Source organism: Thermosynechococcus sp. M98_K2018_005 (assembly GCF_015295825.1).
GTDB lineage: Bacteria > Cyanobacteriota > Cyanobacteriia > Thermosynechococcales > Thermosynechococcaceae > Thermosynechococcus.
Map to the genome: position 1 here is coordinate 64,959 of NZ_DVEH01000010.1, position 26,512 is coordinate 91,470.

The following is a 26,512-nucleotide window of genomic DNA, read 5'->3' on the forward strand; positions in this document are numbered from 1 at the left end:
CCTCAGGCTAGCACTGGCTGCGGCAATTGCAAGTGGGGATAGAGGGGAAATTTAGTGCAGAGGGCTGCCACCCGCTCGCGGCAGCGGTTTTTGATGGTTTCATCCGCTGGAGCCTGCAGGCGATCGCTAATAATTTCGGCAATTTCCGTAAACTCAGCCTCAGTGAAGCCACGGGTTGTCAACGCCGGTGTCCCCAACCGTAGACCGCTAGTAACAAAGGGAGAGGCGGGGTCAAAGGGAATCGTATTTTTGTTGGTGGTGATATTGATTTCCCCCATCAGGCGATCAGCCTCTTTGCCTGTCAGATTGACCGATCGCAAATCAATCAGCATCAAGTGGTTATCGGTGCCCCCAGAGACAAGGCGCAGTTGTCGCGCTTGCAGCCCCGCAGCGAGGGCTTGGGCATTGCGGATCACTTGGCCAGAATAGGCTTTGAACTCGGGCTTGAGGGCTTCACCAAAGGCCACAGCCTTAGCGGCAATGACGTGTTCCAATGGTCCCCCTTGGGTACCGGGAAAGACTGCTTTATCGAACTTTTTGCCCAACTCTTCATCACGGGTAAGAATGAGGCCACCGCGAGGACCCCGCAGGGTTTTATGGGTCGTGGTGGTGACCACATCGCAAAGGGGCACGGGATTGGGATGGTGACCTGTGGCAACCAAACCGGCAATGTGGGCAATATCGGCCATGAGGTAGGCCCCCACTTCATCGGCAATTTGGCGGAATTCAGCAAAGGGAATGACGCGAGGATAGGCAGAATAGCCGCAGATGATCAGCTTAGGACGGTGCTGCCGCGCCAAATCCCGCACCTGGTCCATATCGAGGCGTTCCGTTTCAGGATGGACACCGTAGTGAACGACGTTAAACCATTTACCAGAAACGTTGACGGGGGAACCGTGGGTCAGATGGCCACCGTGGGACAAATCCATCCCCATAATCGTGTCGCCAGGATTGAGCAGTGCTAAAAAGACCGCAAAGTTGGCTTGGGCACCGGAGTGGGGTTGCACATTGGCGTGGGCAGCGGCAAAGAGTTCCTTGGCGCGATCAATGGCTAGTTGCTCCACTTCATCCACAAATTCGCAGCCACCGTAGTAGCGTTTGCCGGGCAACCCTTCGGCATATTTGTTGGTGAGAACTGTGCCTTGAGCGGCCATCACCGCAGGAGAAGTAAAGTTTTCGCTGGCAATCAGTTCAAGGTGTTGCTGCTGCCGCTGGACTTCCCGCTGTACCATTTCAGCGACCAAGGGATCCGTTTGCGCAAGCCAATCAATAGGGGGCATTTTATTGTCAATGGAAGGAGATCAACTACCTTACTATCTTATCGCAGATCGCTGCCTGAGCCTTGGTTAGTTGCTCAGTTGCACGTTCCAGAGGCGGGAGGTTTCGAGGCGATCCAGCCACATTTCGTAGAATGCCCGGTTGGCGGCTTGCTCTTGGGGGTCAGTGGTTGTCCAAGGATAGGGGGCAAGGGCGGTGATTGCCGCCGTGGTGACGCAAAACATTGATTTTTGGAAGGTTTGGCAAATTTTCACGTGCAGATCGTCTTCACCTCGGCCTTGGCGGCGATAGAACTCTAAAAGATAGGGAGGGAGATAGTGGCGCATATCCTGCATCAGCAGCGTGGGGGGAATACCAGCTGCACCCGTGGGAATGGGATCGGCAAATAGGGCACCATAGCCAAACTCGCTTTGATCGCGGGAAATTTGCTGGGCTTGGGCATTGAAGGAAATGAGGCCAAAGAAAGGCGTGCCGCGCACAAACACAGCTTCAATATAGGGAATGGCGGTGTCTGGCAAAAAGGTCAGTCCAGCACCGGCGGGGAGAATCTCGTAGGTTTGGCCGTGAATTTTGACGCTGTAGGTAATCGGGCGATCGGCAGCAGCAATCAGCCCCGCGCGAATATGAGCCACGACATCGGGAATGCTGCGAATCTCACCCGCATCGTAGCGATCGCTCAAGGTGAGAAAGATGGGATACATCACCGTCCAAAACTGCCCCAATCCACTGTAGTAGCAGAGCATCCGCACCGTCTCCAGCAAAAACTCTGGAAAAAGCAGGTTCACGAATTGCATCAGGGGATTGCCCCGCACTTTAGCGGCGATCGCCTTGCCCGCCAATTGCTGAAATTCTGCCGAATCAAGGAAGGCATCAAGACCACCCCCCCCATGCCACATCATGGCGCGCATACAGTATTCGGCATATTCATAGTTAATGCGGTCGTGCCACCAGTGGCGCAGCAGCTTGGGAATGGTAATCTCGCCGTTGAAGTATTTGAAGAAGGGAAAGAGAACAAGAAACTGCCGCTCACTAATATCGCAGAGATTTTCCGCATAGGCCTTGAGCACCACCCCATAGCTTTTGAGGATGCCCACCACTTCCATTACATGGGTGGGTGTATCCGGTAACAGGGCTTGACCATTCAGCAACCGCTCTAGAATGGCAGTACGCAGTTCTTGATGCAGGGAGCTGGGAGCAGCAGTAGTTAAGGTCATGGTGCGGGCAGCGTAGCAATAGCAGTGGTGAGAAGGCTAACAGTGGTTTTACTCCAATGGATGAGCCAGTTGGGAACAATCCCTAAGATCAAGATTAGCGTGGCTAATAGGAGGCTCGGCAGGCGATCGCCCCACGCCACGGGTGGCAAATCCGTCAATTCATTGGGCAGACGACCAAAAAAGACGCGGTTCACCAGCAAGAGAAAATACACTGCTGTTAAGCCCGTCCCTACCATACACAGGAGCGTTTGCACTGGGAAGGTGAGAAAACTACTGCGGAAGATCAGGAACTCGGCCACAAAGCCGACCATGCCGGGGATACCGCCACTGGCCATGACACCGACAATCATCAGGCTACCCACCAGAGGCAATCCCCGCTCTGGGTTCAGCAATCCCCGCAGTACCTCAATATTGCGGCTGCCGGTTTTTTCATAGACAACCCCCACCAACAAAAAGAGGAGGGCGGAAATTAGCCCGTGGCTCATCATTTGGGCAATGGCTGCCAGAATACTCAAGGGGGTGGCAGTGGCAGTAGCCAAGAGAACAAACCCCATGTGCCCAATGGAACTGTAGGCCACCATTTTTTTCATATCCGTTTGGGCGATCGCCATCAGCGAACCGTAGAGGACACTGACCACCGCCCAAGTGGCCAACCCCGGTGCCAAGACTTGCCATGCCTGCGGGAACAACTGCACTCCAAAGCGCACTAGCCCATAGGTACCCAGTTTCAGGAGTACCCCTGCCAGCAGCACAGAAATCGGCGTGGAGGCTTCGACGTGGGCATCGGGTAGCCACGTATGGAAAGGCACGAGGGGAATCTTGATGCCAAAGCCCACCAAAATCAGCCCCAACAGAACAAGCTGTGAACTCAGGGGTAAGAGAGTGGATAACTGGGGGTCAAAGTCAAAGGAGGAGGCATGGGCTAACCACACCAGTCCCAGAAAGCCAGCCAAGAGCAGTACCCCAGAAATAGCCGTGTAAATTAAAAACTTCGTGGCCGCATAACTGCGCCGTGCCCCACCCCAAATGGCAATCAGAAGGTAGAGGGGAATCAACTCCAGTTCGTAGAAGAGGAAAAAGAGCAGCAAATTGTCGGCCAAAAAAGCACCACTGACACCCGCATTCAACAGCAGTACCAGTGGGTAATACAACCGAGGACGGGGCAGATTGACAGAAGTGGCCAATAGGGCAATCAGGGTCAGGAAGTTATTTAAGACCAATAGCGGCAGCGACAGGCCATCCACGCTCAGGCGATAGCTCAAGCCCAGTGGCTCTAGCCAAGGAATCACCTCGGTTAATTGCGGTGCTGCATTGCCGGGGTCAAATAGACGAGCGATCGCGAGACTGACGACAAGGGCGATCGCCATCACCACAGCGGCTAAACTGCGGTAGGTACGCCCCAAACTCTCAGCGGGCAACAGGCTGAGGGCAAGGGCACCCAGCAAGGGCACCCCGAGGAGAAAACTCAACAGCGGCATTACAGTAGTAGCCATGCGATCGCCCCCCCGAGAATCGCCACACCAATAAACACCAGCAGTAAGTAGGCTTGGGATTGACCGCTGGCAGTGTACTTGAGCAACTCACCCCCAACAAGGGACACCACACCCGTTGTATTGACAATGCGATCGACAATGTGGCGATCCACCCAAGCACTCACCTGCGCGAGCGATCGCACCGCCCAGATCACGGTATAGCGATACAACGCTTCAATGTAAAAATCGTAGGCCAGCAGATCCTGCACAAAGCGCAAGGGTATCTTGATGGGGCGCGTCCAACTGCGCTTGAGGGTAACAAAGCCACCCAAAAGAATCCCGACCAATCCCGACAGCACAAGGAGCGCCACGATCGTCCAATCAATGGTCTCTGGTAACAACTGCACCCGCTGCAAGATCAAGGGCACCAGCACATTCAAAATACTCAAGGTCACCATTGGCACGGCCAGAGGCCAAGGCACTTCAGGGGCACGGCGGGTTTTGGGCTGAGCAGGCCCTAGGAAGACCAAGCGAAAGACACGGGTAAGGTTGACAGCCGTCAGGACATTGACGACTAAAATCAGACCCACCAGCCAGGGCATTGTTTGCCAGTAGTAGCCAATACCGCGATAAAACGACCAAAAGGCACCCAGGGGCAGACAGCCAATCAGGGATAGACCGCCAATCACAAAAGCTGAACTTGTCGCTGGCATCCGTCCGCCTAAGCCCCCCAATTCCGTCAAATCCTGACAGTTGGTGGTCATAATCACACTGCCAATACTCATAAATAGCAGTGCCTTGGCGATCGCGTGGGTGAGCAATACAAACAGAGCAAAATCCGTCCAATTCGTGCCGACCCCAATAAACACCAGCCCTAGATAGACACTAGTCGAGTGGGATAGTGCCCGTTTAATGTCAATTTGGGCAATGGAGACAAGGGATTCACTGATGGCTGTCACCGCCCCAATCAGGATCAGCGCAATGTTTGCCCCCGGACAGGCCACCAGAATCGGCTGTAGCTTAATGAGAATATAGGCACCCGCCGCCACCACCACTGAGTTGCGCATAATCGAGGCGGGGTTGGGCCCTTCCATGGCTTCATCGAGCCACAGGTGCAAAGGCACTTGAGCACATTTACCGGTGGGACCTGCAATCAAGGCTAAGCCCAGTAAAAACCCCCAACCGTCTGGTAAATTGGCGTGTTCTGCCCATTGGTAGAGATCGGGAAAATCATAACTCCCCGCAAAGCTGCCGACAGCTACTACCCCCATCAGCAGCAGAATATCCCCCACCCGTTTGGTGAGAAAGGCATCCCGTGCTGCTTTGACCACAAGGGGCTGAGCATACCAAAAGCCAATCAGCAAGTAAGTGGAGAGGGTCAGCATCTCCAAGAGGCCATAGCTTAGGAGCAATGAGTTACTGATTGCAATGCCACTGAGAGCCGCCTCAAAAAAGCCCATTAAGGCAAAGAAGCGGGCCATGCCCCAGTCCTTTTCGAGATACCCTAAGGCAAAAATCTGGGCGAGGATACTCAGACCCGTCACCAATTCCATGGCCCCCGTGGTGACGCTGTTGATGAGCAATGAAAACGAGAGATCGAGTCCCGGTGCCTGTAGCCAATGCCAAACAAGGGTTGCAGTGGCGCCACTGCGAGTTTGTTGCAATAGAAAAAAGCCATGCACAAAAGCAACAACCGTCATCAGCAGATTGAAATAGGCGGCGGGTCGAGGCCCCGTGCGCCGCACATAACCGGTGGCCCAAGGCAACGTCAGGGCTGCACCCACTAAGCCATAACAGGGCACCCACCAACTGGTTTCTAACAGTGAATTTGGCATGGCAAAAATGAAGCTTGCGGTTGAGGACGTTTGCAATCATGCTCTCTTCGTGTATTTTACAGGCTGGGGTTCCGCCGCAGTTTTGAGCTCAATCAATCATGGCGCAAGGATTCACTCTAGGGAAGGTTGAGCAATGGGGGCGATCGCCCTTTCTCGCTATCGTCCTAGCGGTTACAGTTTTTCCCACCCCACCCGCCCCAGCTCAAACGATCGGCCAGCGGGGAATGGTCACGGCAGCTCAACCTGCAGCAGCCAAAGTAGGAAGAGACATCCTTAAGGCAGGGGGCAATGCCGTGGATGCAGCCGTGGCAACCGCATTCATGATCGCCGTCGTTGAGCCCTATGCCGCTGGGATTGGCGGTGGTGGCTTTGCCCTTGTGTATCAGGCACAATCCCAAACCATGCGTGCCCTTGATTTTCGGGAGCGAGCCCCCCTGCAAGCAACACCGACGATGTACCTCAACGCGAAGGGTGAGGTGATTCCCCGCGCTAGTTTGGATGGGGTCTTGGCCGCAGGCACCCCCGGCACCGTTGCTGGCTTAGCTGCTTTGCACCAACGCTATGGTCAACTCCCTTGGTCTCAGGTGGTGGCACCCGCCATTCAGGCTGCCCAACAGGGGTTTGCGGTTACCCGGCGTTATCAGCAGTGGGCAACGATGCGCCAAGCCGTTCTGCAGCAGGATGGTACCGCCGCGCGCATTTTCCTCAGGAATGGTCAAGTTCCCCCCCTGGGTACTCTGATTCAACAGCCAGAGTTGGCAAAAACCTTGGGAGCGATCGCCCGCAATCCGCGCAGTTTTTATGAGGGTTGGATTGCCACAGCGATCGCAGACTTTATGGCGCAGCAAGGGGGCAAAATCACTTTAGAGGATTTACGAACCTATATCCCCGTTTGGCGAGAGCCAATTTGCGGCACCTATCGTGCGTTTCAGGTCTGTTCGATGCCACCCCCCTCTTCTGGTGGCGTTGCCCTTGTGCAAATGCTCAACCTCTGGCAACTGCTGCCCCCTGCTCCCACCCCCAGCGATCGCGGTCACTACCTAGCCAGCGTGATGCAAATTGCCTACGCCGATCGCGCCCGTTACTTGGGCGATAGTGACTTTGTGCCTGTGCCTGTCACTGCCCTCACCCGTCCTCGCTATGCCCAACAGCGGGTCAGCGAAATTCTTCCCCGTCGTGCCCGTCCCCAAAGCGCTGTAAGTGCCGCAACCCCGATCCAACTTGCAGAGTCAGACAACACCAGTCACCTGAATGTGGTGGATGTCCAAGGGAATGCCGTCAGCCTAACTTTTACGATCAATGGCCCCTTTGGAGCGGGTGTGGTGGTGCCACAAACGGGGATTCTCCTCAACAATGAAATGGATGATTTTGCCATTGCCCCCAATCAACCCAACCTCTTTGGTGTCGTCGGTATTCAATCGGACAACGCCCCCCTAGCCAATGGCATCGCACCCGGCAAGCGTCCCCTCTCGAGCATGAGTCCGACAATTGTCCTAAAGGATAATCACCTCAATATGGTTTTAGGCTCCCCCGGCGGCAGTCGCATTATTACCACAGTGTTCCAAATATTTCTGAACGTCGTTGATTTAGGGCAGGATGCCGCCACCGCCGTTGCCAGTCCCCGGATCCATCAGCAGTGGGCACCGGATACCCTCTTTGTCGAGCCAACCATTCCGAGTTCTTGGACTCAAACGTGGCAGCAGTGGGGCTATCAGGTAGAACCAACCCGTCCTTGGGGAAATGCCAGCTTGATTCGCGTTTTGGATCATGGACAATTGGAAGGGGCAGCCGATCCTCGGGGGGAAGGGGCTGCCATTGGTTGGTAGAGGAAACATATGGCACAGGTGAGTATGGCCGCCTTAGTGGCCGCAGTGCGCACAGGCAATTGGTTGATTAGTTTTCCCACAGATACGGTGCCCGCCTTGGCCAGTCGTTGCGATCGCGGGGAGTTGATTTACACCGCCAAGGAGCGCCAACCGGATAAACCCTTGATCCTCATGGGCGCCAATCCTGAGCAACTCTGGCCCTTTGTGCGCGGTAGTGCCGCTGAATGGGAGCAGTGGTCTGCCATGGCCGCACGTTACTGGCCGGGAGCCGTGACCTTGGTGTTGCCCGCTGCTGAACTTCCTGCAGGTTTGAACCCCCTAGGTACAGGCACGATTGGCTTACGAGTTCCCGATTGGCCGCCAGCCCAAGCCCTCCTTGAGCAAACAGGACCGTTGGCCACCACCAGTATTAACCGCTCAGGTCAGCCGCCGCTCATTGAATTGGGGGCGATCGCCCGTGAGTTTCCCCAAGTACTGACGCTCCACCCGTGGCAGTTACCCCCTACCCCCCCAGAACCCTCAACCGTGGTGCAATGGCAATCGGGGGAATGGCACATCCTGCGCCAAGGGCGAGTGCAGATTAAAACACCCTAATACTGGGAATCAATTTCCCCAGAGGCGACCCGTTCAAGGAGTTCCTGTAAAATTTTTTCCTCTTCTTCGGAAATTTTGCCATCGGAAAGCACTGCGTCAATAATTCGGCCATGCTCTTCGAGAGTAAGAATTTTATCTTCTAGGGCTTTTTCCACCAAAGCTTTAATTTGGGCTGTATCCATATTGCGACTCCGCGTCGTCACTGCCAGTATAGCCTCACCTTGGATCAGGCGGAAATTTATCTCTATTGGCAAGGAAATTGGTTATCCAAGGGGTAGGGGCAGGTTTCAGGGAGATCTGAGTAGTCCAAGGGGGTTTCACACACCACTAAATCTTTGCCAGATTCACAGGCCTCAGCGATCGGCTGGGGCAGGCAGGGTTGCAGGCTGAGGTTTTGATGAATGAGTTTCTCCACAGCGCGCCGTTGTTCGCGACTGGTTACTCGCCAGCTTTTACTACGTTTTTGCGGCGGATAGTCCCACTTCAGGAGATGTCCAATGAGAATCCCTAGGCGATTTTCTAGCTCCCGACGCTCCTGCCGTCCCAAGGCTTCGATTTCCACCACGAGGTGGGCAATATCAAGGTGGCCAAAGTCTCCTGCCTTCAGTAACTTCACCTGCTCTAGGGTTCAAGCATAAAAGTCGCTTTCCTAAAGGTTGCTTTACATGATTTTTGATGAGCTGATCCCCTCAAGCTGCATCTTAGATAATGTACGCTGCAAAAAATTGCCCCAAGCTAGGACTGGCACTCACCAGCGTATGAAAGATACGACTCCCAGCTTCATGCCCTGGCTGAATGGGAAACATTCTCTGCCACGGTTCCGGCGGGTCTAACCATTGCCAGTGGGCACCAGCAGCATGGACAATCGGCCAAGCGGGGGCAACATCCCAAATGCGAGGTGTGCGCTCTACGGCACCGAGGGTATAACCCGCAGCAACGGTCAGCAAGTTGTAACTGGCGGATCCCAACATGCGAATTTTGCAGGGGAAAGAATGCTTGAGCACATTAGTACTGCGGGCACAAAGACTAAAAAACGTCTGCAAAGTTGGCTCACTGACCTTGACGCGAATAGGTTTCTCATTCAAATAGGCACCGTTGGCATGGTCAGGGGCTTGATAGAAGCCATGAAACGTCTGCTGAAAGCCGGGAACGTGCACATAGCCAAATACGGGCGTGCCTTGGTAGAGCAGACTGAGGGCAATACACCAAATGGGCAGACCATGACTATAGTTACTCGTGCCATCAATGGGATCAATGATCCAACACCACTGTTCACCACCGTAGGTGTGGTTTCCCTCTTCACTCAGACAGCCGTGGTGGGGAAAGCGCTCTTGTAGCATCTCGGTGATTTTCTGATCGGCCCAAAGATCGGCGCGGGTAACAAGACTACCATCGGCTTTGCGATCGCTGGGGGACTGCCCTGCCCACTCCAGCAAACGGGGGGCAACCACCTGTTGAATCTGTTGACAGGTTTCCAGCACCGCAGACCAAAACCCTGAGTTCACTGGCTGTCTCCCACCGCGATACAATGAGCACGTCTGATTCTATACCCACGAGGCAATCTTCGTCCCGATTCCCCATGGCACAAACACTGGTTGTCAAAATTGGCACATCGAGCTTAACGGGGGGCAAAGAAGGGAATCTGGCCTTGGCCACCATTGCCCAACTGGTGGAGGTTCTGTGTCACTGTCAACGGCGGGGCGATCGCGTGGTGCTCGTTTCCTCTGGGGCGGTGGGTGTGGGTGCTGTGCGCTTGGGCTTGACAGAGCGTCCCCAACAATTAGCCCAAAAACAAGCAGTGGCAGCAGTGGGGCAGGGACACCTAATGCGCATGTACGATGATCTTTTTTCAGTGCTGCGCCAGCCCATTGCCCAAATCCTCGTGACGCGGCAAAATTTTGTCGATCGCCAGAGCTACCTGAATATCTACAACACGTTCCAAGCGCTGTTTGAACTGGGCGTCATCCCCATTGTCAATGAAAACGATACAGTGGCGGTGGATGAACTCAAGTTTGGCGACAATGATACCCTCTCAGCCCTTGTAGCGAGCCTTGTGGAAGCCGATTGGTTATTTTTGCTCACGGATGTCGATCGCCTCTACTCAGCGGATCCGCGTATTGATAAGACAGCCGTTCCCATTGAGCGGGTGGTCTCCTTAGCTGAGTTAACACAAACGATTCAAATTGGTGCTGCTGGCTCCCCTTGGGGCACCGGGGGCATGACCACCAAAATTCGGGCTGCCGAGATTGCCACCGAAGCCGGGGTGCGCACTGTCATTACCGATGGGCGATCGCCCACCAACCTCCTGAAAATCCTGGCAGGTGAACCCCTAGGCACCCATTTTGAACCTCGTCCCAAAACCATCAATGCCCGTAAACGCTGGATTGCCCGTGCCCTCATTCCCAAAGGTGAGTTGTGGCTCGATGAGGGTGCCGTTAAGGCCATTACTGTGGGTGGCAAGTCTCTTTTGGCAGCAGGCATCACCCGTGTTGCAGGGGAGTTTCAAGCCCAAGATGCCGTGAAGCTCTGTGACCCCGCAGGGACTGAAATTGCCCGTGGCCTTGTCAACTACAACAGCGAAGAAATCCGTCGTGTGCAGGGGCAACAGTCCACGGAATTGGCCAACATCCTCGGCTATGCCGGTGCCGATACAATTGTCCACCGCGACAACCTAGTCGTGACACTGTGACGGTGTTCTATCCTCAAGCACAGAACGATAGCCAACCAGTGCGGTAAAATTACTCACTAATTGTGACGGTTTATGCAGCGATTGGGGGTAGGTTTTGCATCTGGCATAGCCCCACCAAGGAAGGCGTATTTAGCACAGGACCTGATTGGCGGAAAAAGTATGGTTCAGTTCCACATCCAACCAGATAGCGAAATTCCTGCTTCAACTCAGCTCTTTAATCAAATTAGTTTTGCGATCGCTGCACGGCAATTTCCGCCGGGGTATCGCTTGCCCAGTACGCGGCAGCTCGCCATGCAAACCGGATTGCACCGCAACACGATCAGCAAAGTTTACGAACGCCTTGAAGCTGCTGGTTTAGTCGTGCCCCAAGTGGGGTCGGGCATCTATGTGCGTGCCCTCGGCCAAGAGGAAACCCGTCCCCGCCAACGCCGACCCGCTGTTGTGCCTGTACACCGCATTGTCCAAGAAAGTGTCGATACCCTCCTCGAAATGGGCTATTCCCTGAGTCAAATTCGCGAGCTGTTCCTTGCGGAAATCGACGCCCGCCAGAAAGCCGGGGTGAGGGTCTTGGTGACGGTGCCCCGCCACGATCAAGGGGCTGGCGAACTGATTGTTCAGGAGCTGCAACAACTGCTGCCAATTCCCGTAGAACTGATCTTTCTTGAAGACTTGGAAACTGTCCTTGATGGCGATACCTCTGCAACCGTCGTTACCGTGCGCTATTTTGCCAGCATGACGGAAGCGATCACCCGCGATAAGGACGTGCGAGTATTTTTCATCGACATCTACAACTACCAACGGGAACTGGAAGTGGTACGGCAATTGCCGAAAGGCTCCTGCTTGGGGTTGGTCAGCCTCAGTTCCGGCACCCTTGGTGTTGCAGAGGTCATGATCCACAGCCTGCGGGGGGATGAGCTTCTCTTGGTGACAGCTCAAGCCAATGATAGCTATAAGCTCAATGCCCTAGTTCACCGTGCCCAAACAATCATTAGCGATCGCGCCAGTGGGGAACGGGTCAAAGCAGCCATTGCGGCGGCTCGCCATGAGCTGATTCGCATTCCCCGTCTCATTTGCTGCGAAAGCTACATTGATCCGCAGTCGGTTGAACTGCTGAAACGGGAAATTGGTCTGACGGAGGATCTCCCCCTCGCAGCCAAAGCCTCTTGACTCAGGGATTGAGCTCATTCAGGCTATGGGACAATTGCACGGTGATTGCCTGATGTTTTGCTTGATTGTGCATTGCATCTAGTTGTAGGTTCGTAAGATAACCTAGGCCAGCGGCTAGACCACAGTACAGGATGCCGACAGCACTGACTTTTGGCCAATACAAGCTCATAAAACGCCACATGAATTGACTCCTCATTTGCGGAACCACACCACCAAATCAAAACCCCTGCTGCTAGCCCAAAACATAGCCCTCTTTACAGGGATGGAACACAGTTAAAACGGCAAAAGTCTCTATGGGAGAGAAGCGCCCCTTTGTGTCCCCCATGTTTTAGGACAGGGTTGTCCCCAGGAAATCTTTGGAGAACTTCCTAAGTGAGGGAAAGCGGTTGGCGAGTAGGGAGCACATTATAAAAAGTTATTTCCAATTTTACTCATTGAGCTCAGACGCGTACTAAGCGTGTTACAGTTATTAAAACTTATGCAATATGCGGTAAAGTCCTGAATTGGTAAGGACTTGAGAAAGATTAAAGAAGTCTTCTAAAATCATCTAGAAAATGTTAATTATTTTTTATTTTGGTTCACCCAGCAAGCGTGGATACCCTCCCTGCAGTGCGCATTGTCCTTGTTGAACCCCAAGGGGAGATCAATGTTGGCAGCATTGCCCGTGTGATGAAAAATATGGGGTTACAGCAGTTGTGGATTGTCAGTCCCCGCTGTGATCCCAAGGGAGAGCTAGCCCAGCGCTGGGCAGTTCATGCAGAGGATGTGCTCCAGCAAGCAAGAATGACGGACTCCCTCGCAACGGCACTGGCAGATTGTCAGCGGGTCTTTGCCACGGTGGGGCGAGAGGTGGCGGATTTGGCGTTACCCTTGTGGACACCGCGTCAGGCGGCATCGCAACTGTTGGCTGTCCCGCAGTCGGCACTGGTCTTTGGTCGCGAGGATCGGGGACTCACGAATGCGGAATTGGAGTGCGCCCAGGGTTTGGTGCAGATTCCTACGGCCAATGCCTATCCATCTTTGAATCTGGCGCAAGCTGTGGCCGTATGCTGCTATGAGTTGTGGTTGACGGCCTGCGACAGTGCGGGAACTTTTCCCCAAGGGTCTGCCGCCCGCTTCGAGCGGTTGCAGGGGTTTTATGATCATTTAGAGCAGGTGCTGCTCCAGATTGGTTTTTTGTATCCCCATACCGCTGCTAGTCGTATGGCCAAGGTGCGATCGCTCCTCGGGCGCGCCTACCCCACGGATGCCGAAGTGGCGCTGTTGCGGGGCATGGTTCATCAGGTGGAGTGGGCGATTCAGCACGCAGCCGCAATTTCTTCGGACACTTTCCCTCTAAAGTAAATGGCATGGTTGCTCAGTCTCGTTCAATGGTTCAGCCCTCTGGTCTTTCCTCACTGCCTCGTCCAGTCACACCCCCAGCCCCGCCCCGTCCCAATTTGTTCTTAATGACTTTTCGCTTTGGCGTGAGTGTGGTGGCCCTTGCTGCGATGGTAGGAACGGTGCTGTCGGTGTTGCACCCTGAAGAACTGGCCCTCGAGACCACTGCCAGTCAGGCGATCGCCCCTGAAACACCAACCGCCAATTTGCCCCCAGAACGTCCCCTCCCCGCGCTGCAACAGCAAATTCAACAACTGGTTACCCGTCAACCCAATCTGACGGCGGGGCTATACTTTTTTAACCTCGACTCTGGCGCCTCCCTCAATGTAGGCGGTGATGAGGTCTTTCCAGCGGCCTCTACGATTAAATTTCCGATCCTTGTTGCCTTTTTCAAGGCGGTGGATGAGGGACGAGTCACGCTCCATGAACGCCTGACGATGCGTCCCGATCTCATTGCTTCTGAGGCGGGCACATTGCAATACCAAAAGCCCAATTCCCAGTACCCTGCCCTTGAGGTGGCCGATTTAATGATTACCATTAGCGACAACACGGCAACGAATATGATCATTGATCGTCTCGGGGGCGCAGCCGTGCTGAACCAACAGTTTCAGGAATGGGGGTTAGAAAACACGGTGATCAACAATCTGCTACCGGATATGAAGGGCACTAACACCACTAGCCCCCGCGATTTGGCAACGCTGATGCTGAAAATTGGTCAGGGGGAAATTGTCTCGCCCCGTAGTCGCGATCGCCTGCTGGACATTATGCGGCGCACGGTCACCAATACGCTCTTGCCCGCTGGTCTTGGCAAAGGGGCCACCATTGCCCACAAAACCGGAGATATTGGTATTGTGGTGGGGGATGCGGGCATGGTGGATATGCCCAATGGCCAACGCTATGTGGCAGCAATGATGGTGAAACGCCCCTACAATGATCCCCGAGGTAGTGAACTCATTCGCCAAGTCTCGCGGATGGCCTACCAAGCCTTCGAGAAACTTCCTCCTCCTCAGCCCTAGATGTCGCAGCCACTCCTGACTTTAGAGAATGTGTGCCGCTACTTTGGCGGCCTCAAGGCGGTTGATCGCGTGTCCTTTAGCGTTGCAACGGGGGAGATTTTGGGCATTATTGGCCCCAATGGCGCTGGTAAAACCACCCTTTTTAACCTCCTGACGGGGTTAATTCCTCTCACCTCAGGGGAAATTCAGTTTCAGCAGCAGCCCCTGCACCCGCTTAAGCCCCATCAGATTGCTGGGTTGGGGATTGCCCGCACGTTTCAAAATATTCGCCTCTTTCCAGAGATGAGTGTTTGGGAGAATGTGCGCATGGGACAGCATCTCCATGCCCCTGCCAGTTTCTGGGCAAACCTCTGGGGGGCAGCGCCTGTACGTTATGCTCAGGAGCGCTTGGAGAACCGCGCCAAGGAACTCCTCTCCTGGGTGAATCTCTACGAGCGGCGCCACGAGCGGGCAGGTAACTTACCCTATGGTGAACAACGCCGCCTTGAACTGGCGCGTGCCTTGGCACTGCAACCACGACTGCTCTTGTTGGATGAGCCAGCTGCGGGTATGACCCCCAAGGAAAAGCAAGACCTCTGTGAGTTGATTCGCCGCCTCAAGGAGACCTTTGACCTGACGGTGATTCTCATTGAGCACCATGTGCCCTTGGTGATGAGTTTGTGCGATCGCCTAGCGGTGTTGGACTTTGGTCAACTCATTGCTCTGGGTGATCCCCTGACAGTTAAAAATGATCCCAAGGTGATTGAGGCCTATCTTGGCGGTGATGTTTAGAGCCACAGATCACTACTTCCAAGGACGCACGGCGATTCTTGCCACCAAGCACGGCAAAGAGCAGGCGATCGCCCCAGTGCTAGCTCGCTTGGGAGTAACGGTGGTTGCGGCCTCGGATTTTGATAGCGATCGCTTTGGCACGTTTAGCCGTGAAATTCCCCGCTGTGGCACCCAAGAAGAGGCGGCTCTTGCCAAAGCAGAAGCGGTGCTAGCACAAACGGATGCAGACTTAATCATCGCCAGTGAGGGGAGCTTTGGCCCCCATCCCCAATTTCCGATGCTGCCGAGCGATCGCGAACTCATCCTGCTTGTGGATCGCCGCCATGACCTTGTCTTGCGGGGGGAAGTGCTCTCCCTAGAAACGAACTTTAACCATGCCACCGTGAGCAATCTTGAAGAGGCCTTGGCCTTTGGGGCACGGGTGGGCTTTCCAGCGCATGGTTTGATTGCGATGGCGCAGGCTGATCCTCTGCCCAATACGCCAATTTTCAAAGGGATTCAAAGCGAGGAACAGTTGCAAAGGGCGATCGCCATCCTGCAAACCGATAGCCCCACCATTCACCTTGAAACCGATATGCGTGCCCACATGAACCCGACGCGCATGCAGGTAATTGCTCAAGCGGCTGTAGAGCTAGTTACAGCGATGGCTCAGGGCTGTCCTCAGTGTGGTTGGCCGGGGTTTGTGGCTCGTGAGAAACTGCCGGGGCTACCCTGTGAACTGTGTGGCGCACCCACCAGCGCCATCAAAGCTAGCCGTTACCGCTGTCAACGCTGTTTGCACCAACTCACAGTGCCGGTTCCTGAAACCGTTGCCGATCCCAGTCAATGCTACTTCTGCAACCCCTAGGCAACGACAAAGACTTGGTATAATCCCTTGTACAGCCCTCGGCACCGCTTGAGCCATCCTGTCGTCTGCATTCCTAGCGCATTTTTTGAGGAGTGACCCATGACACCCCGCTATTTAACCAGTCTTGCCCTTGCTGCACTCACTCTCAATCTCGGCAGTATCGCCCTTGCCCAGACTGCAAACACGAATAACCCCATGGAAGGCTGGCAACAAAACGGCAACGCCAATGATTTGGGAAGCATTCTGAATCCCCAGAATGGCAACTTTTCCATGCCCGGACTGATGAATCGACTGCGTTTGATGGATGGTCGCGATCCCAACGAAGTGGTGGCGGATCAAATGGAAAATCTTAATGCTCAAGCAGAGGCCTTTCGCAAACGGCAGCAGCAACAATTTCAAAATTTAACGGTTACGCCCTAGGACGGGGATAGTATGTCCCCAAGGGTATTGATTTTGGGCTTAGGTCATTGGGGACAAACACTGACATACCTATTTGAGCAACAGGGCTGCACGGTCTCCTGCTGGGGGCGATCGCAGGGGGCACTCTCGGCTGTTCTTTTCCAAGACATTCATTTACTGGTTTCGGCTCTCCCCATCAAGGCCGTACGGGAAGTGGCTGCCCAAGTCGCCGCCCTTCAACCCCCCTTAGACATGATCCTTGTCAGTGCCACGAAAGGCCTAGAATCGGAAACCTTTGCCACAGCAGCGGATATTTGGCAAAGTTACTGCCCGCATCACAATCTTGTGGTGCTTTCGGGACCCAACCTAGCCAGTGAAATTCAGCAGGGACTACCGGCAGCAGCAGTGGTGGGGGGCAATCTAGCAGCGACAAAGCAAGTACAGGACTGTTTGGGCAGTACCACGTTTCGCCTCTATAGCAATCAGGATCGGCGGGGTGTGGAAATGGGGGGCATCTTCAAAAATGTGATTGCGATCGCCTGTGGCGTCAATGATGGTCTGGGTCTTGGCGTCAATGCCCGCTCTGCCCTGATTACCCGAGGACTGGTGGAAATGGTGCGGGTGGGTACCCACTGGGGCGGACAAGTGGAAACCTTCTACGGCCTTTCAGGGTTAGGGGATCTCCTTGCCACCTGTACGAGCGCCCTCAGTCGCAATTATCAAGTGGGGTGGCATCTTGCCCACGGTAAATCCCTCTCCCAAGCTCTCGCCCTGACAAAAGGGACTGCTGAAGGGGTGAACACCGCTCGGGTGCTCTGCACCTATGCCCAGCAGCACCAGTTAGACATTCCAATTACTGCGATGGTGAATGCTGTTCTTGGGGGCCATCTCACTCCCCAAGCTGCCCTCAATTGTCTTTTGGAGCGTCCCTTTAAACCGGAGATTATTCCTAGTCAGTAGCTTCAGTCCTTGGCTGTGACCTTGTAGGGGGTGCCGGCAGCGCCGCAGGAGCCGTTTCACTGACGGGAATGGCCACAGGGGGACGGTCAAGACTGAGCATCAAACCGACTGCCGTTGGCTCAATCGGTAGGGGAGATACCTCTGGCTCAATGCGGGCAGGACTTGTGATGGCCACAGGCAGACCGGGGAAGGGATTGGGAATTAGACCCGTAAGCATTGCCACGAAGGATGCCGCTAGGGTTGCCCCCGCACTCCCTAGGACCCAAATCCGACGGGGGCGCTTGGCCTTAGCAATCACTTGAGCGGCCAACTGATCCGCTGGACAGGGGGTCAAGGGCACGGGCAGCTCTTGCATCTGCTGCTTAAGGGTCAGGAGTCGCTGATAGAGGCGTTGGCCTTCGGGGTCAGTCGCCAGCCATGCTTCCACCTGTTGCCGTTCCGCAGCCGTCACCTCACCATCAAGGTAGGCGCTCAGGAGTTCAAAGGTATCGCGTTTGCAGTGATCAAGTTCATCCATCATAGGGGTCTGTTCTTGCAGGAAAAGAGTAGGGGTGATTCGCATCAGGTTGAAGGGAGATCGAGGTGGGGTTGGAGTTCTAGTTGCAGTCGCTGTCGGGCACGGGCAATTCGCGATTTCACGGTTCCGAGGGAAACCCCAGTGATTTGGGCAATTTCTTCGTAGGAGAGGCCTTCAATTTCCCGCAGGACAATCGTTGTCCGAAAGGTTTCCGGTAGGTTGGCGATCGCCCGCCGTAATTGATCATAGAATTCATCTGTGCGCAACCGGTCATCGGGACTGGCATCACTGGCGGCAAGTTCCCAATTCATTTCACCCTCTTGGGTTTTCAGGGGTGCATCCAGCGACAGGGGCGGTTGATGGCGTTTGCGTTTGCGCAACTCATCGTAAAACAAGTTGGTGGCAATGCGGCTGAGCCAACCCCGAAATTTGCTGGCATCTTGCAGTTTGTGAATGTTGCGATAGACCCGAATCCAGACTTCTTGCACAAGGTCGGCGCGATCGTCCCAGTCGGGCGCGAGGTGATAGATAATTCGCTCCACATGGGATTGGTATCGCCGCAACAATTCAGTAAAGGCAGCACGATCGGGGGTTCTGCCGGCTTGACAGCGGACAACCAACTCTTGGGGTGTAAGTCTTGTCAGCGGCAGCGTCACCCGAGCACTGGTCTCCTCAACACGCGTCCAAGCAAGGGGAAGACTGGATGTCATGGATACACTCGACCTCAGACCAATCGCTTTTCATGACGCCCTTGCCCCTATGATGTTCCCTGATCCGTTATAGCTTGCCAAGGACATGGCCATGCATCCTGTTGCGGCTGCGCGTCTGTTAATGTTCCCTTAACGTTGGTAAATTTAGATTAAACTTTTTATTGTAGCGGCGATCGTTCTTTGGACGCGCTACGCAAACACTCAACGCGCGGCTCAATGTAACTCCCCACCCCCATGCTCTGGATCCGCATTGCCAGTGGACTTATCGCGATCGCTCTTGTGCTGCTGCTGACCTTTCTAGGCGGTTGGTATTTTTGTCTGGGCATTGGGGCACTGATTTATCTGGGCCAACTGGAATACTTTGAACTCGCCCGTGCCAAAGGGAGTGCGCCGGCTGCTAAAACCACCCTTGTGGTTAGTCAAGTGCTCCTCATCACCTCGCTGCTGCGTCCAGACCTTGCCGATGCTGTCTTTCCCGTCGCAGGTACCTTCATTTGCTTCTACTTGCTATTTCAACCCAAGCTGGCCTCGATCGCCGATATTTCCACCTCAATCATGGGGTTGTTTTACGGTGGCTATTTGCCGAGCTATTGGGTGCGCCTGCGGGGGCTAGAGCAAGAGGCAACATTACCTTTAGGGGGATTTTGGCCAGAGCAGTTTCAACTCACCGCTTTGCCCTTGGGGTTGCAGGTGACCCTCTTGGCCTTTGTCTGTATTTGGGCGGCAGATATTGGTGCCTATGCTGTTGGTAAGCTGTTTGGCCGGACACGGCTTTCCCACATCAGCCCCAAGAAAACTGTAGAAGGGGCAGTGTTTGGCGTTCTAGGGAGTTTAGGCGTTGCTCTTTGGGGAGCGCATTCCCTCGGCTGGCCACTCCCTTGGCTTTTGGGGGCAATGTTTGGTCTCATGATTGGCATTGCCAGTCTATTGGGAGATTTAACGGAGTCAATGATGAAACGAGATGCCGGGGTCAAGGACTCTGGCCAGTTGATTCCGGGGCATGGCGGCATTCTGGATCGCGCCGATAGCTATGTTTTTACGGCCCCCCTTGTGTTTTACTTTGTGACGTTGCTACTGCCCCTATGTCAGTAAATTTTCTTTCCACTTTCCATTCCGCCCCCCTAGGCGGCTGTTTAGAGCTACCATAGCACAGATCATTTTCAAGCACCTACCAACTTTGATTTGTTTGTTGCGGTAAAATTTTTGGATCTCTGATCGGTGAAGATGCCAAATGCCCTCCAGAGGCGACTTTCGGGAAAATTCAAGCACCTCCAAATCTGTTAGAAATTCCTCAAAACCTCACTGCATTTGGCTTTGGCCAAATTGCTGAGATGGGAGAGTATTTTTGTCCAGAGGTGCTTGATCGCCTTCCTAAAGATCGGGGAAGACCACCCGCACATCGGGATGGACTAAATGGTGCTGCTTGACCACTAGACCCTTGGCAAGGGCAGGGGAGAGTTCAAGGGCGCGATCGCCATGATCGGCGAGGCAAAGAATATAGGGCAAGGTGCTATTCGTCAGGGCTTGGGTGGCTGTCCAAGGCACCGCTCCTGGCATATTGGGCACGCCATAGTGAACCACACCAAAGGCAGTATAGGTGGGGTTGGAGTGGGTAGTGGGTCGCAGCGTTTCCACACAGCCCCCTTGATCCACGGCCACATCAATGATCACTGCTCCGGGGCGCATCGTTTGCACAAGGGACTTGGGCACTAAACAGGGGGGACGCTGACCCGGCACAAGGACCGCACCAATCACTAAGTCTGCTTGGGGCAGTAGCTCACCAATGAGGTGAGAACTGCTGTAGAGGTACTCCACCCGTGCGCCAAAGAGGGTTTCTAGGTACTTTAGACGCTCGACATTAATATCGAGAATACTCACCTGTGCCCCCAAACCCACGGCCATCCGCGCCGCTTCTGTGCCGACGACCCCGCCCCCTAAAATGACAACCCGCCCCGGCCGCACCCCCGGAATGCCACTGAGGAGGACCCCCCGTCCCCCTTGGGTACGCTCTAGAAAGCGGGCACCAAACTGCACTGCCAAGCGACCAGCAATCATGCTCATGGGGGTTAGCAGCGGGAAGCTGCGTTGGTGATGGTGTGTTTCTTCAACACTTTCGTAGGCGATCGCCGTTGCTCCCGATTGCAGCAGCGCCACCGTTAGCTCACGACTAGCGGCAAGGTGCAAGTAGGTGAAGAGCAGTTGGCCAGAACGCAAATAGCGATACTCCGAGGGCAAGGGTTCCTTAACTTTGACCACCAGTTGGGCATCCCATGCGGCTTGAGCTGTGGACACAATTTGGGCACCTGCAGCAACATAGGCCTCATCGAGGAAACCTGAACCCACCCCCGCGCCACTTTCAATGAGAACCTCGTGGCCACGCTCCCGCAGACTTTGTACCCCCGCTGGCGTTAGACCGACGCGGAATTCTTGATCCTTAATTTCCTTGGGGACACCGATACGCATGGCCAATCTATTCTCCGAGGTCTAGAAATTGATAACTACCAAAGACTTTCAACACATCTGTAGCGTCCTTCAGAGCTAGCAGACAATCAGCCACCATATCGGGGCGACCATTCACCTCTAGGTCAACAAAGAAGAGATAATCACCCAAGGCACGTTTGCTGGGGCGTGATTCAATGCGGCTGAGGTTAATCTGGCGATCGCTAAACAGTTGCAGCACCTTGAGCAGGGCACCGGGGGCATTGGCCTTAAGGCTAAAGGCAATGGAGGTGTGGGTATCCCCCGGCTGTGGCCAGCCGTTCCCCTGTTGGCGACTCACCACCCAAAACCGCGTGCAATTGTCGGGAATATCCTGAATTTCGATGGCGACAATGGGTAATTGATGGAGTTGGGCTGCCCGCACAGAGGCGATCGCCCCCACCCGATCGGATTGAGCCACGTATTGCAGCCCTTCGGCGGTGGAGGTCACAGGACATTGGCGAGCATGGGAAAGATGGGCTTGTAACCAGCGCTGGCACTGCCCGAGAGCTTGGGGATGGGAATAGACCGCTTGAACTTGGGCGAAATCGGTGGTTTGAGCAATGAAGGCATGGACAATGGGGCGGATAAAGGCGTGCTGAATGTGCAGCGTATCCAATCGCCACAGCGAATCAAGGGTAATGTTGACACTGCCCTCAACGGAGTTTTCACTGGGGACTAAGGCCAAGTCCAGCTCGCCAGCGGCCAACGCCTCCAAACAGCCAGCGATCGTCGTCAAGGGAATCAGTGTCAGGGGTTCGCCCTGTCGCCATTGGGCGTAGCTTTGAGCCGCTTCTTCACTGTAGGTGCCCACTGGGCCAAGATAACCCAGCTTCACCATAGATGATCCAGACAGGGGGGGCAAAGACTCAAGGACACATCCTCCCAAGGGGATTCTCAATGAATGAGTTAGACGTAAGCCGGGTTCTGTTCAAAGGGTGGTTATCTATCTGGGACACTTGTTACCAAGTGCCTCTAGCGGCTCTGGCTAGCAAAGAACTGGGGAAAAGACCAACCCTGGTTCCTTGGCGCTAGCACACCTTGCTTCCAGCCGGGGTTTACCGAGCCAACACCTCTCGATGTTGCTGGTGCGCTCTTACCGCACCGTTGCACCCTTGCCTGTGAGGTTTTCCTCCATCGGCGGTATATTTCTGTGGCACTATCCTCGCGGTCACCCGCACTGGGCGTTACCCAGCAAGCTTGGTCTTTGGGAAGCCCGGACTTTCCTCAGGAGTCAGAGACTCCCGCAACCACCGCGCTAACTCATTCTGTTTTATTGTACTAAAGGCGCTTGGGCAATGCTCCCGAGACCAACGGCAGATAATACGGCGACCCATTCACTGCGAGCTAGGTTTCGTGTGGCTTCATTTCCTTGCAGCTCGGCCAAAATCGCCAAGGTTTCGTACCAAAGACCTGCATCAACCGCTGCCCCAAGGCGATCGCCCCCACTCTTGCCCTGAAGTCGCTTCGCCAAATCCGTGGCCGGCTGCACCCGCGAAATCACGCCACTGACGGAAATAAAAGCGGAGGGATCATCGGCATCAGCGCCACACAGCAGGGTGAATGTCCAGCGGTAGTCTTGGCCGGGTTGGAGTTGCACATTAGGCTTCAGCGCCAGAATCCCCGGTTCAGCGGGAAGATCCACCACCCTTGTTGCTAGGGGACGATGCTCGGCATCAGCAATTACCACTTCCCCCTGCATGGCTTTGCTCTTAGGCACAAAAACAAAGAGGGTGGGTGTCGCCATAGCAGTTTGGCCAAGGTGGGTATCAGGGAGCAATGCCGTTAAACGTTCACTGCCGCTAACACAGGCACCACGGGTTGCCCCACCAAAGCGACTACCGGGAACACCACGGTTTGGCAGATTTGCCCGCAGACGCGCTGCAAGACTTGAATGTTGGCTCACCCCAGGGGGCGTTGCCTGAGCAAAGCTGAGAGAACTAAGGGGCAACAGAAAGAGGGTCACCGCAGGCACAAGGGCAAGGTAGGAACGCATGGCCAAACTCCTAAGAGGAATGGCTCTACCCTAGCCCTAGGGACTCGGCCTTGGCAGTGAACTCGCTTACTGTTGGGGTGTGATTGCGATCGCTTGTTTTAGGCAGTGGCACTGGCCAACTGGTGCAAAATCTTGAGCGCTTCGTCCACGTGGGCTTTGAAGTTGAGCATGGAGTCAAAAACGTAGCGCACCACGCCCTCTTGATCAATGACATAGGTGACCCGTCCCGGAAAGAGGCCAAAGAGAGAAGAGGCACCATACTGCTGGCGAACTTTGTTGCCGGGATCACTGAGGACAAGAAAGGGGAGTTGGTGATTTTTCTGGAAGCCCTGCTGTCGCTCCAGGGGGTCACCACTAATACCAATCACTTCAGCGCCCAGTTCTTGAAAGATACTGTAGGCATCGCGGAAGGCACAGGCTTGAATGGTGCAGCCGGGGGTTTCTGAGGCGGGGTAAAAGTAGAGGACAACGTTCTTTTTGCCACGAAAGTCGGAGAGCTTCACCTTGCGGCCATCGGCAGCCGTCAGTTCAAAATCAGGGGCGCGATCGCCCACTTGAATTGCTGTAGCCATATCCTCCCTAATTGCCTCCCAACCACTTTTGGCCATTCAGGCGCTGCATCACCCCAAAGACTAGTAGATCAAGCGTTACTTTGCGCTCATCCCCCAAAAATGGCTCAATGGTGCTGGGGGCAATGCCACCGCTGCTACAGACAAAGGCCTTTGGCCCTTGAATATCCCCCTCTAGGAAGTAGAGGCGAAACTGATACATTCCCTTGCCCCACTCACCCATCACGGTATTCTCCTCTAGGCGCAGACTCACATCCCCCACTTTGGTGCTGAGAGCGTTCTGGAGAGCAGGTAAAAAAGCTTCGTTAATAAACTCAGCAAAGGGTTTATCCTCAATGGCGGGGGGCTTTTCTTTTTTGGGGGCTTGGGTGGGCGTCTCTTCTGCCATAGCGCTGCTACACGGTACCATTTCCTCTGCATGATAGCACTCTCCTTTGCAGGCAACGGCCATGGGGCAATTAGAATTACGACGCCCAACGATTAAGGATTTAGATAGCATTGTTCAACTGGATCAGGTGTGTCTGGGGGGCTTTTGGTCGCACCAAGGCTATGCCCGTGAGTTGGAGAATCCGCAACATACGCTGCTGGTGGTGACCACCCTTGATCAGGTGCGGGGGTGTGGCGTGAGCTGGGGGATTGCCGATGAATTGCACCTTGTGCTGTTGATGGTGCATCCGCAGTACCGGCGGCAGGGGTTGGCAGGGTTACTGCTGTGTCGGCTCTTGCAACTGGGACATCAGGGGGGCGATCGCCGGTGGGCAACTTTGGAAGTACGGGCCAGTAATGAAGCGGCCCAAGGACTCTATCAGCACTTTGGCTTTGAACTGGTTGGACGGCGTCCCCACTACTACGAGAACCCCCAAGAGGATGCCCTGATTCTTTGGCGCAATCACCTCAATACCCTGGAAACGGGTCAAGAACTTCAGCAGCACTGGCAGCACTGGCGATCGCGGGTCGAGGCGCAAGGTTGGTCGCTTATCGATCGCACCTAGAGAACCTAGGGATGACATATTGCGCTTTGTTACGATGCTTTCACTGACCCTTGGGCTGGCGAACGATAATGAAAGGGACACGTTTGGGAGACCTGTCTCATGAACTTGCTGGAACAGTTGCGACAAATGACAGTGGTGGTCGCTGATACGGGAGACATCCTCGCCATCGAAAAATTCACCCCCCGTGATGCCACCACGAATCCCTCGTTGATTACGGCTGCTGCCCAAATGAAGGAGTACCAGCCCATTGTGGATGAAACCCTGCGCAAAGCCAAAGCGGATTTGGGGTCTGGTGCCACTCCCCGTGAGATTGTCTCCCTTGCTGTGGATCGCTTGGCGGTGGCCTTTGGCTTGAAAATTTTGCAGATTATCCCCGGTCGGGTCTCAACGGAAGTGGATGCGCGGCTCTCCTACGATACAGCAGCCACCGTGCAAAAGGCGCGGGAGTTGATTGGCCAATACGAAGCCGCCGGCGTGGGGCGCGATCGCGTGCTGATTAAAATTGCCTCGACCTGGGAAGGCATTCGCGCTGCCGAAATTCTCGAAAAAGAGGGCATTCACTGCAATTTAACCCTGCTGTTTGGCTTCCATCAGGCGATCGCCTGCGCTGAGGCGGGTGTGACACTGATTTCCCCCTTTGTTGGGCGCATTCTCGACTGGTACAAGAAAAAAACGGGTCGTGCCGAGTATCCCGGCCCTGAGGATCCAGGGGTGATTTCCGTAACCAAAATCTACAACTACTACAAGAAATTCTGCTATCCTACCGAAGTGATGGGCGCCAGCTTCCGCAACATTGGCGAAATTATTGAACTGGCGGGCTGTGATCTGCTGACGATTTCACCGGCACTGTTGCAAGAGCTGCAAAACACCAGTGGTGAGCTAAAACGCAAGTTGGATCCGGCGATCGCTGCTACCCTTGACCTTGAAAAAGTCGCTATGGATGAAGCCACCTTCCGCAAGATGCACGCGGCTGATGAGATGGCTAGTGAAAAACTGGATGAGGGCATTAAGGGCTTCACCAAGGCACTGGAGACCCTTGAGGATCTCTTGACGCAGCGACTGGCACGCCTTGAAGGCGCTGAAACCCTCACCCATGCAGCAGAAGAACTCTTTCATGTCTATGACCTCGATGGCGATGGCATTATTACCCGCGAAGAGTGGTTGGGAACTGATGCAGTGTTTGATGCCCTCGATGCCAATCACGATGGTAAGGTCACGCCAGAGGATATGGGCGCGGGTCTGGGAGTTGTGCTGCATTTGGCTAAGGCGAAATAGAGCGCTAAATTGGCAGGCTTGCATCGGCATCTCCTGTGCGTCACAGTGGAAGAAGCGTTCGTGACTGATGCACCAACAATGTCCGATCTTTCTCCCTCCTTTCAGCAATTCCTCAGTGACTGTAAGCAACTGGGGCTACTACGCCTTGTCGTTACCAACGATGTTGCCGTTTTGGAGGTGCGATCGCCCCTCACCAAGGTCTTCTATGCCGAACTGCCCAAAGGGCGCTACGCCAATATGCACACGGAGGACTTTGAGTTTCACCTGAATATGGATCAGGTGGTCAAAATTCGCTTTGAAGAGGGGCAAGCCAAGCGGGGTAACTTTCCCACCTACGCCATTCGCTTTCTCGATGCCAATGAAAAGTCTGTCCTCAGCGCCTTTTTGCAATGGGGTAAACCCGGTGAATACGCCGAAGGTCAAGTGGCGGCTTGGCACGCCCTGCGGGAACGCTACGGCACAGAGTGGCAACCCATGGTGGCAGCCCTTGAGGCGAAAATGTCTAGCGCAACCCATGAATAAACATC

At 54.6% G+C, this 26,512-nt stretch carries 28 protein-coding genes and 1 other RNA gene; 14 read left to right on the top strand and 15 right to left on the bottom strand.

The window, feature by feature from the left end; all coding sequences use genetic code 11:
* Nucleotides 1–2: 2 nt before the first annotated feature.
* The 4 genes from glyA to IGQ15_RS01440 all read right to left on the bottom strand — a co-directional run bounded on the left by glyA (nt 3) and on the right by IGQ15_RS01440 (nt 5,799).
* The gene (gene glyA / locus IGQ15_RS01425; RefSeq protein WP_297047936.1) at nt 3–1,280 is read right to left on the bottom strand and encodes a serine hydroxymethyltransferase; all 1,278 of its coding nucleotides are present in this window, start codon (nt 1,278–1,280) and stop codon (nt 3–5) included.
* A 66-nt stretch (nt 1,281–1,346) separates the two neighbouring features.
* The gene (locus tag IGQ15_RS01430) at nt 1,347–2,492 is read right to left on the bottom strand and encodes a CO2 hydration protein (protein ID WP_297047938.1); all 1,146 of its coding nucleotides are present in this window, start codon (nt 2,490–2,492) and stop codon (nt 1,347–1,349) included.
* Nucleotides 2,489–3,985: an NADH-quinone oxidoreductase subunit M gene (locus tag IGQ15_RS01435; protein WP_297047940.1), complete on the bottom strand. Its 1,497-nt coding sequence runs from the start codon at nt 3,983–3,985 to the stop codon at nt 2,489–2,491. The genes IGQ15_RS01430 and IGQ15_RS01435 overlap by 4 nt, the downstream gene beginning before the upstream one ends.
* Nucleotides 3,970–5,799, bottom strand: a complete 1,830-nt coding sequence (locus IGQ15_RS01440) for an NAD(P)H-quinone oxidoreductase subunit F (protein WP_297047942.1) — start codon at nt 5,797–5,799, stop codon at nt 3,970–3,972. Before IGQ15_RS01440 ends, IGQ15_RS01435 begins: the two co-directional genes overlap by 16 nt.
* A 98-nt stretch (nt 5,800–5,897) precedes the next feature.
* On the opposite strand from IGQ15_RS01440, the gene ggt reads away from it, so the two are divergent.
* Nucleotides 5,898–7,625, top strand: coding sequence for a gamma-glutamyltransferase (gene ggt / locus IGQ15_RS01445; protein WP_297047944.1), 1,728 nt, complete (start codon nt 5,898–5,900; stop codon nt 7,623–7,625).
* 9 nt (nt 7,626–7,634) lie between these two features.
* A complete protein-coding gene (locus tag IGQ15_RS01450) occupies nt 7,635–8,219 on the top strand; it encodes an L-threonylcarbamoyladenylate synthase (protein WP_297047947.1) in 585 nt (194 codons plus the stop codon).
* On the opposite strand, the gene IGQ15_RS01455 is transcribed toward IGQ15_RS01450, so the two are convergent.
* The 3 genes from IGQ15_RS01455 to IGQ15_RS01465 form a co-directional block, all read right to left on the bottom strand.
* On the bottom strand, nt 8,216–8,401 hold the full coding sequence (locus IGQ15_RS01455; RefSeq protein WP_297047949.1) for a hypothetical protein: 186 nt from the start codon (nt 8,399–8,401) through the stop codon (nt 8,216–8,218). The genes IGQ15_RS01450 and IGQ15_RS01455 overlap by 4 nt on opposite strands.
* A gap of 62 nt (nt 8,402–8,463) precedes the next feature.
* Complete coding sequence (locus IGQ15_RS01460; protein ID WP_297047951.1) at nt 8,464–8,835, bottom strand: DUF29 domain-containing protein; 372 nt, start codon at nt 8,833–8,835, stop codon at nt 8,464–8,466.
* An 85-nt stretch (nt 8,836–8,920) separates the two neighbouring features.
* Entirely contained in the window at nt 8,921–9,724 is an 804-nt protein-coding gene (locus tag IGQ15_RS01465; RefSeq protein WP_297047953.1) for an inositol monophosphatase family protein, read from the bottom strand.
* A gap of 74 nt (nt 9,725–9,798) precedes the next feature.
* Between IGQ15_RS01465 and proB the strand changes: the two genes are divergently transcribed.
* The 8 genes from proB (at nt 9,799) to IGQ15_RS01505 (ending at nt 17,448) form a co-directional block, all read left to right on the top strand.
* On the top strand, nt 9,799–10,908 hold the full coding sequence (gene proB / locus IGQ15_RS01470; RefSeq protein WP_297047954.1) for a glutamate 5-kinase: 1,110 nt from the start codon (nt 9,799–9,801) through the stop codon (nt 10,906–10,908).
* Nucleotides 10,909–11,067: 159 nt separating this feature from the next.
* On the top strand, nt 11,068–12,075 hold the full coding sequence (locus IGQ15_RS01475; RefSeq protein WP_297047955.1) for a GntR family transcriptional regulator: 1,008 nt from the start codon (nt 11,068–11,070) through the stop codon (nt 12,073–12,075).
* A 591-nt stretch (nt 12,076–12,666) separates the two neighbouring features.
* Entirely contained in the window at nt 12,667–13,419 is a 753-nt protein-coding gene (locus IGQ15_RS01480) for an RNA methyltransferase (protein WP_297047957.1), read from the top strand.
* A gap of 5 nt (nt 13,420–13,424) precedes the next feature.
* Nucleotides 13,425–14,471, top strand: a complete 1,047-nt coding sequence (locus IGQ15_RS01485; protein WP_297047959.1) for a serine hydrolase — start codon at nt 13,425–13,427, stop codon at nt 14,469–14,471.
* Nucleotides 14,472–15,242: an ABC transporter ATP-binding protein gene (locus IGQ15_RS01490; RefSeq protein ID WP_297047961.1), complete on the top strand. Its 771-nt coding sequence runs from the start codon at nt 14,472–14,474 to the stop codon at nt 15,240–15,242.
* Nucleotides 15,235–16,089, top strand: coding sequence for a DUF6671 family protein (locus IGQ15_RS01495; protein ID WP_297047963.1), 855 nt, complete (start codon nt 15,235–15,237; stop codon nt 16,087–16,089). The genes IGQ15_RS01490 and IGQ15_RS01495 overlap by 8 nt, the downstream gene beginning before the upstream one ends.
* A gap of 99 nt (nt 16,090–16,188) precedes the next feature.
* The gene (locus tag IGQ15_RS01500) at nt 16,189–16,509 is read left to right on the top strand and encodes a hypothetical protein (RefSeq protein ID WP_297047965.1); all 321 of its coding nucleotides are present in this window, start codon (nt 16,189–16,191) and stop codon (nt 16,507–16,509) included.
* Nucleotides 16,510–16,521: 12 nt separating this feature from the next.
* Nucleotides 16,522–17,448: an NAD(P)H-dependent glycerol-3-phosphate dehydrogenase gene (locus tag IGQ15_RS01505; protein WP_297047967.1), complete on the top strand. Its 927-nt coding sequence runs from the start codon at nt 16,522–16,524 to the stop codon at nt 17,446–17,448.
* Here IGQ15_RS01505 and IGQ15_RS01510 read toward each other — a convergent pair.
* Together IGQ15_RS01510 and IGQ15_RS01515 are read right to left on the bottom strand one after the other, a co-directional pair.
* Entirely contained in the window at nt 17,438–17,968 is a 531-nt protein-coding gene (locus IGQ15_RS01510; protein ID WP_297047969.1) for a DUF4880 domain-containing protein, read from the bottom strand. The two genes, IGQ15_RS01505 and IGQ15_RS01510, sit on opposite strands and share 11 nt — an antisense overlap.
* 41 nt (nt 17,969–18,009) lie before the next feature.
* Nucleotides 18,010–18,675, bottom strand: a complete 666-nt coding sequence (locus IGQ15_RS01515; protein WP_297047971.1) for a sigma-70 family RNA polymerase sigma factor — start codon at nt 18,673–18,675, stop codon at nt 18,010–18,012.
* 234 nt (nt 18,676–18,909) lie between these two features.
* Here IGQ15_RS01515 and IGQ15_RS01520 point away from each other — a divergent pair, with 234 nt between their 5' ends.
* The gene (locus IGQ15_RS01520) at nt 18,910–19,767 is read left to right on the top strand and encodes a phosphatidate cytidylyltransferase (protein ID WP_297047973.1); all 858 of its coding nucleotides are present in this window, start codon (nt 18,910–18,912) and stop codon (nt 19,765–19,767) included.
* Nucleotides 19,768–20,046: 279 nt separating this feature from the next.
* Here the strand turns inward: IGQ15_RS01520 and ald are convergent, their stop codons facing one another.
* The 6 genes from ald to IGQ15_RS01550 form a co-directional block, all read right to left on the bottom strand.
* A complete protein-coding gene (gene ald, locus IGQ15_RS01525) occupies nt 20,047–21,138 on the bottom strand; it encodes an alanine dehydrogenase (protein WP_297048010.1) in 1,092 nt (363 codons plus the stop codon).
* A gap of 7 nt (nt 21,139–21,145) precedes the next feature.
* Nucleotides 21,146–21,994, bottom strand: coding sequence for a prephenate dehydratase (gene pheA, locus IGQ15_RS01530; protein ID WP_297047975.1), 849 nt, complete (start codon nt 21,992–21,994; stop codon nt 21,146–21,148).
* 60 nt (nt 21,995–22,054) lie between these two features.
* Nucleotides 22,055–22,419, bottom strand: an RNA gene (gene rnpB, locus IGQ15_RS01535) — RNase P RNA component class A.
* Nucleotides 22,420–22,426: 7 nt separating this feature from the next.
* A complete protein-coding gene (locus IGQ15_RS01540; protein WP_297047977.1) occupies nt 22,427–23,149 on the bottom strand; it encodes a DUF928 domain-containing protein in 723 nt (240 codons plus the stop codon).
* Nucleotides 23,150–23,247: 98 nt separating this feature from the next.
* A complete protein-coding gene (locus IGQ15_RS01545; protein WP_297047978.1) occupies nt 23,248–23,721 on the bottom strand; it encodes a peroxiredoxin in 474 nt (157 codons plus the stop codon).
* Between the two features lie 7 nt (nt 23,722–23,728).
* The gene (locus IGQ15_RS01550) at nt 23,729–24,106 is read right to left on the bottom strand and encodes a DUF2996 domain-containing protein (RefSeq protein WP_297047980.1); all 378 of its coding nucleotides are present in this window, start codon (nt 24,104–24,106) and stop codon (nt 23,729–23,731) included.
* 61 nt (nt 24,107–24,167) lie between these two features.
* On the opposite strand from IGQ15_RS01550, the gene rimI reads away from it, so the two are divergent.
* The 3 genes from rimI to IGQ15_RS01565 all read left to right on the top strand — a co-directional run bounded on the left by rimI (nt 24,168) and on the right by IGQ15_RS01565 (nt 26,507).
* Nucleotides 24,168–24,710, top strand: a complete 543-nt coding sequence (gene rimI / locus IGQ15_RS01555) for a ribosomal protein S18-alanine N-acetyltransferase (protein WP_297047982.1) — start codon at nt 24,168–24,170, stop codon at nt 24,708–24,710.
* Nucleotides 24,711–24,809: 99 nt separating this feature from the next.
* A complete protein-coding gene (locus IGQ15_RS01560; protein ID WP_297047984.1) occupies nt 24,810–25,985 on the top strand; it encodes a transaldolase in 1,176 nt (391 codons plus the stop codon).
* A gap of 45 nt (nt 25,986–26,030) precedes the next feature.
* Nucleotides 26,031–26,507 carry a ChuX/HutX family heme-like substrate-binding protein gene (locus IGQ15_RS01565; protein ID WP_363315755.1) on the top strand — a complete coding sequence of 159 codons (477 nt, stop codon included), beginning with the start codon at nt 26,031–26,033 and terminating at the stop codon, nt 26,505–26,507.
* The last annotated feature ends 5 nt before the right edge of the window (nt 26,508–26,512 follow it).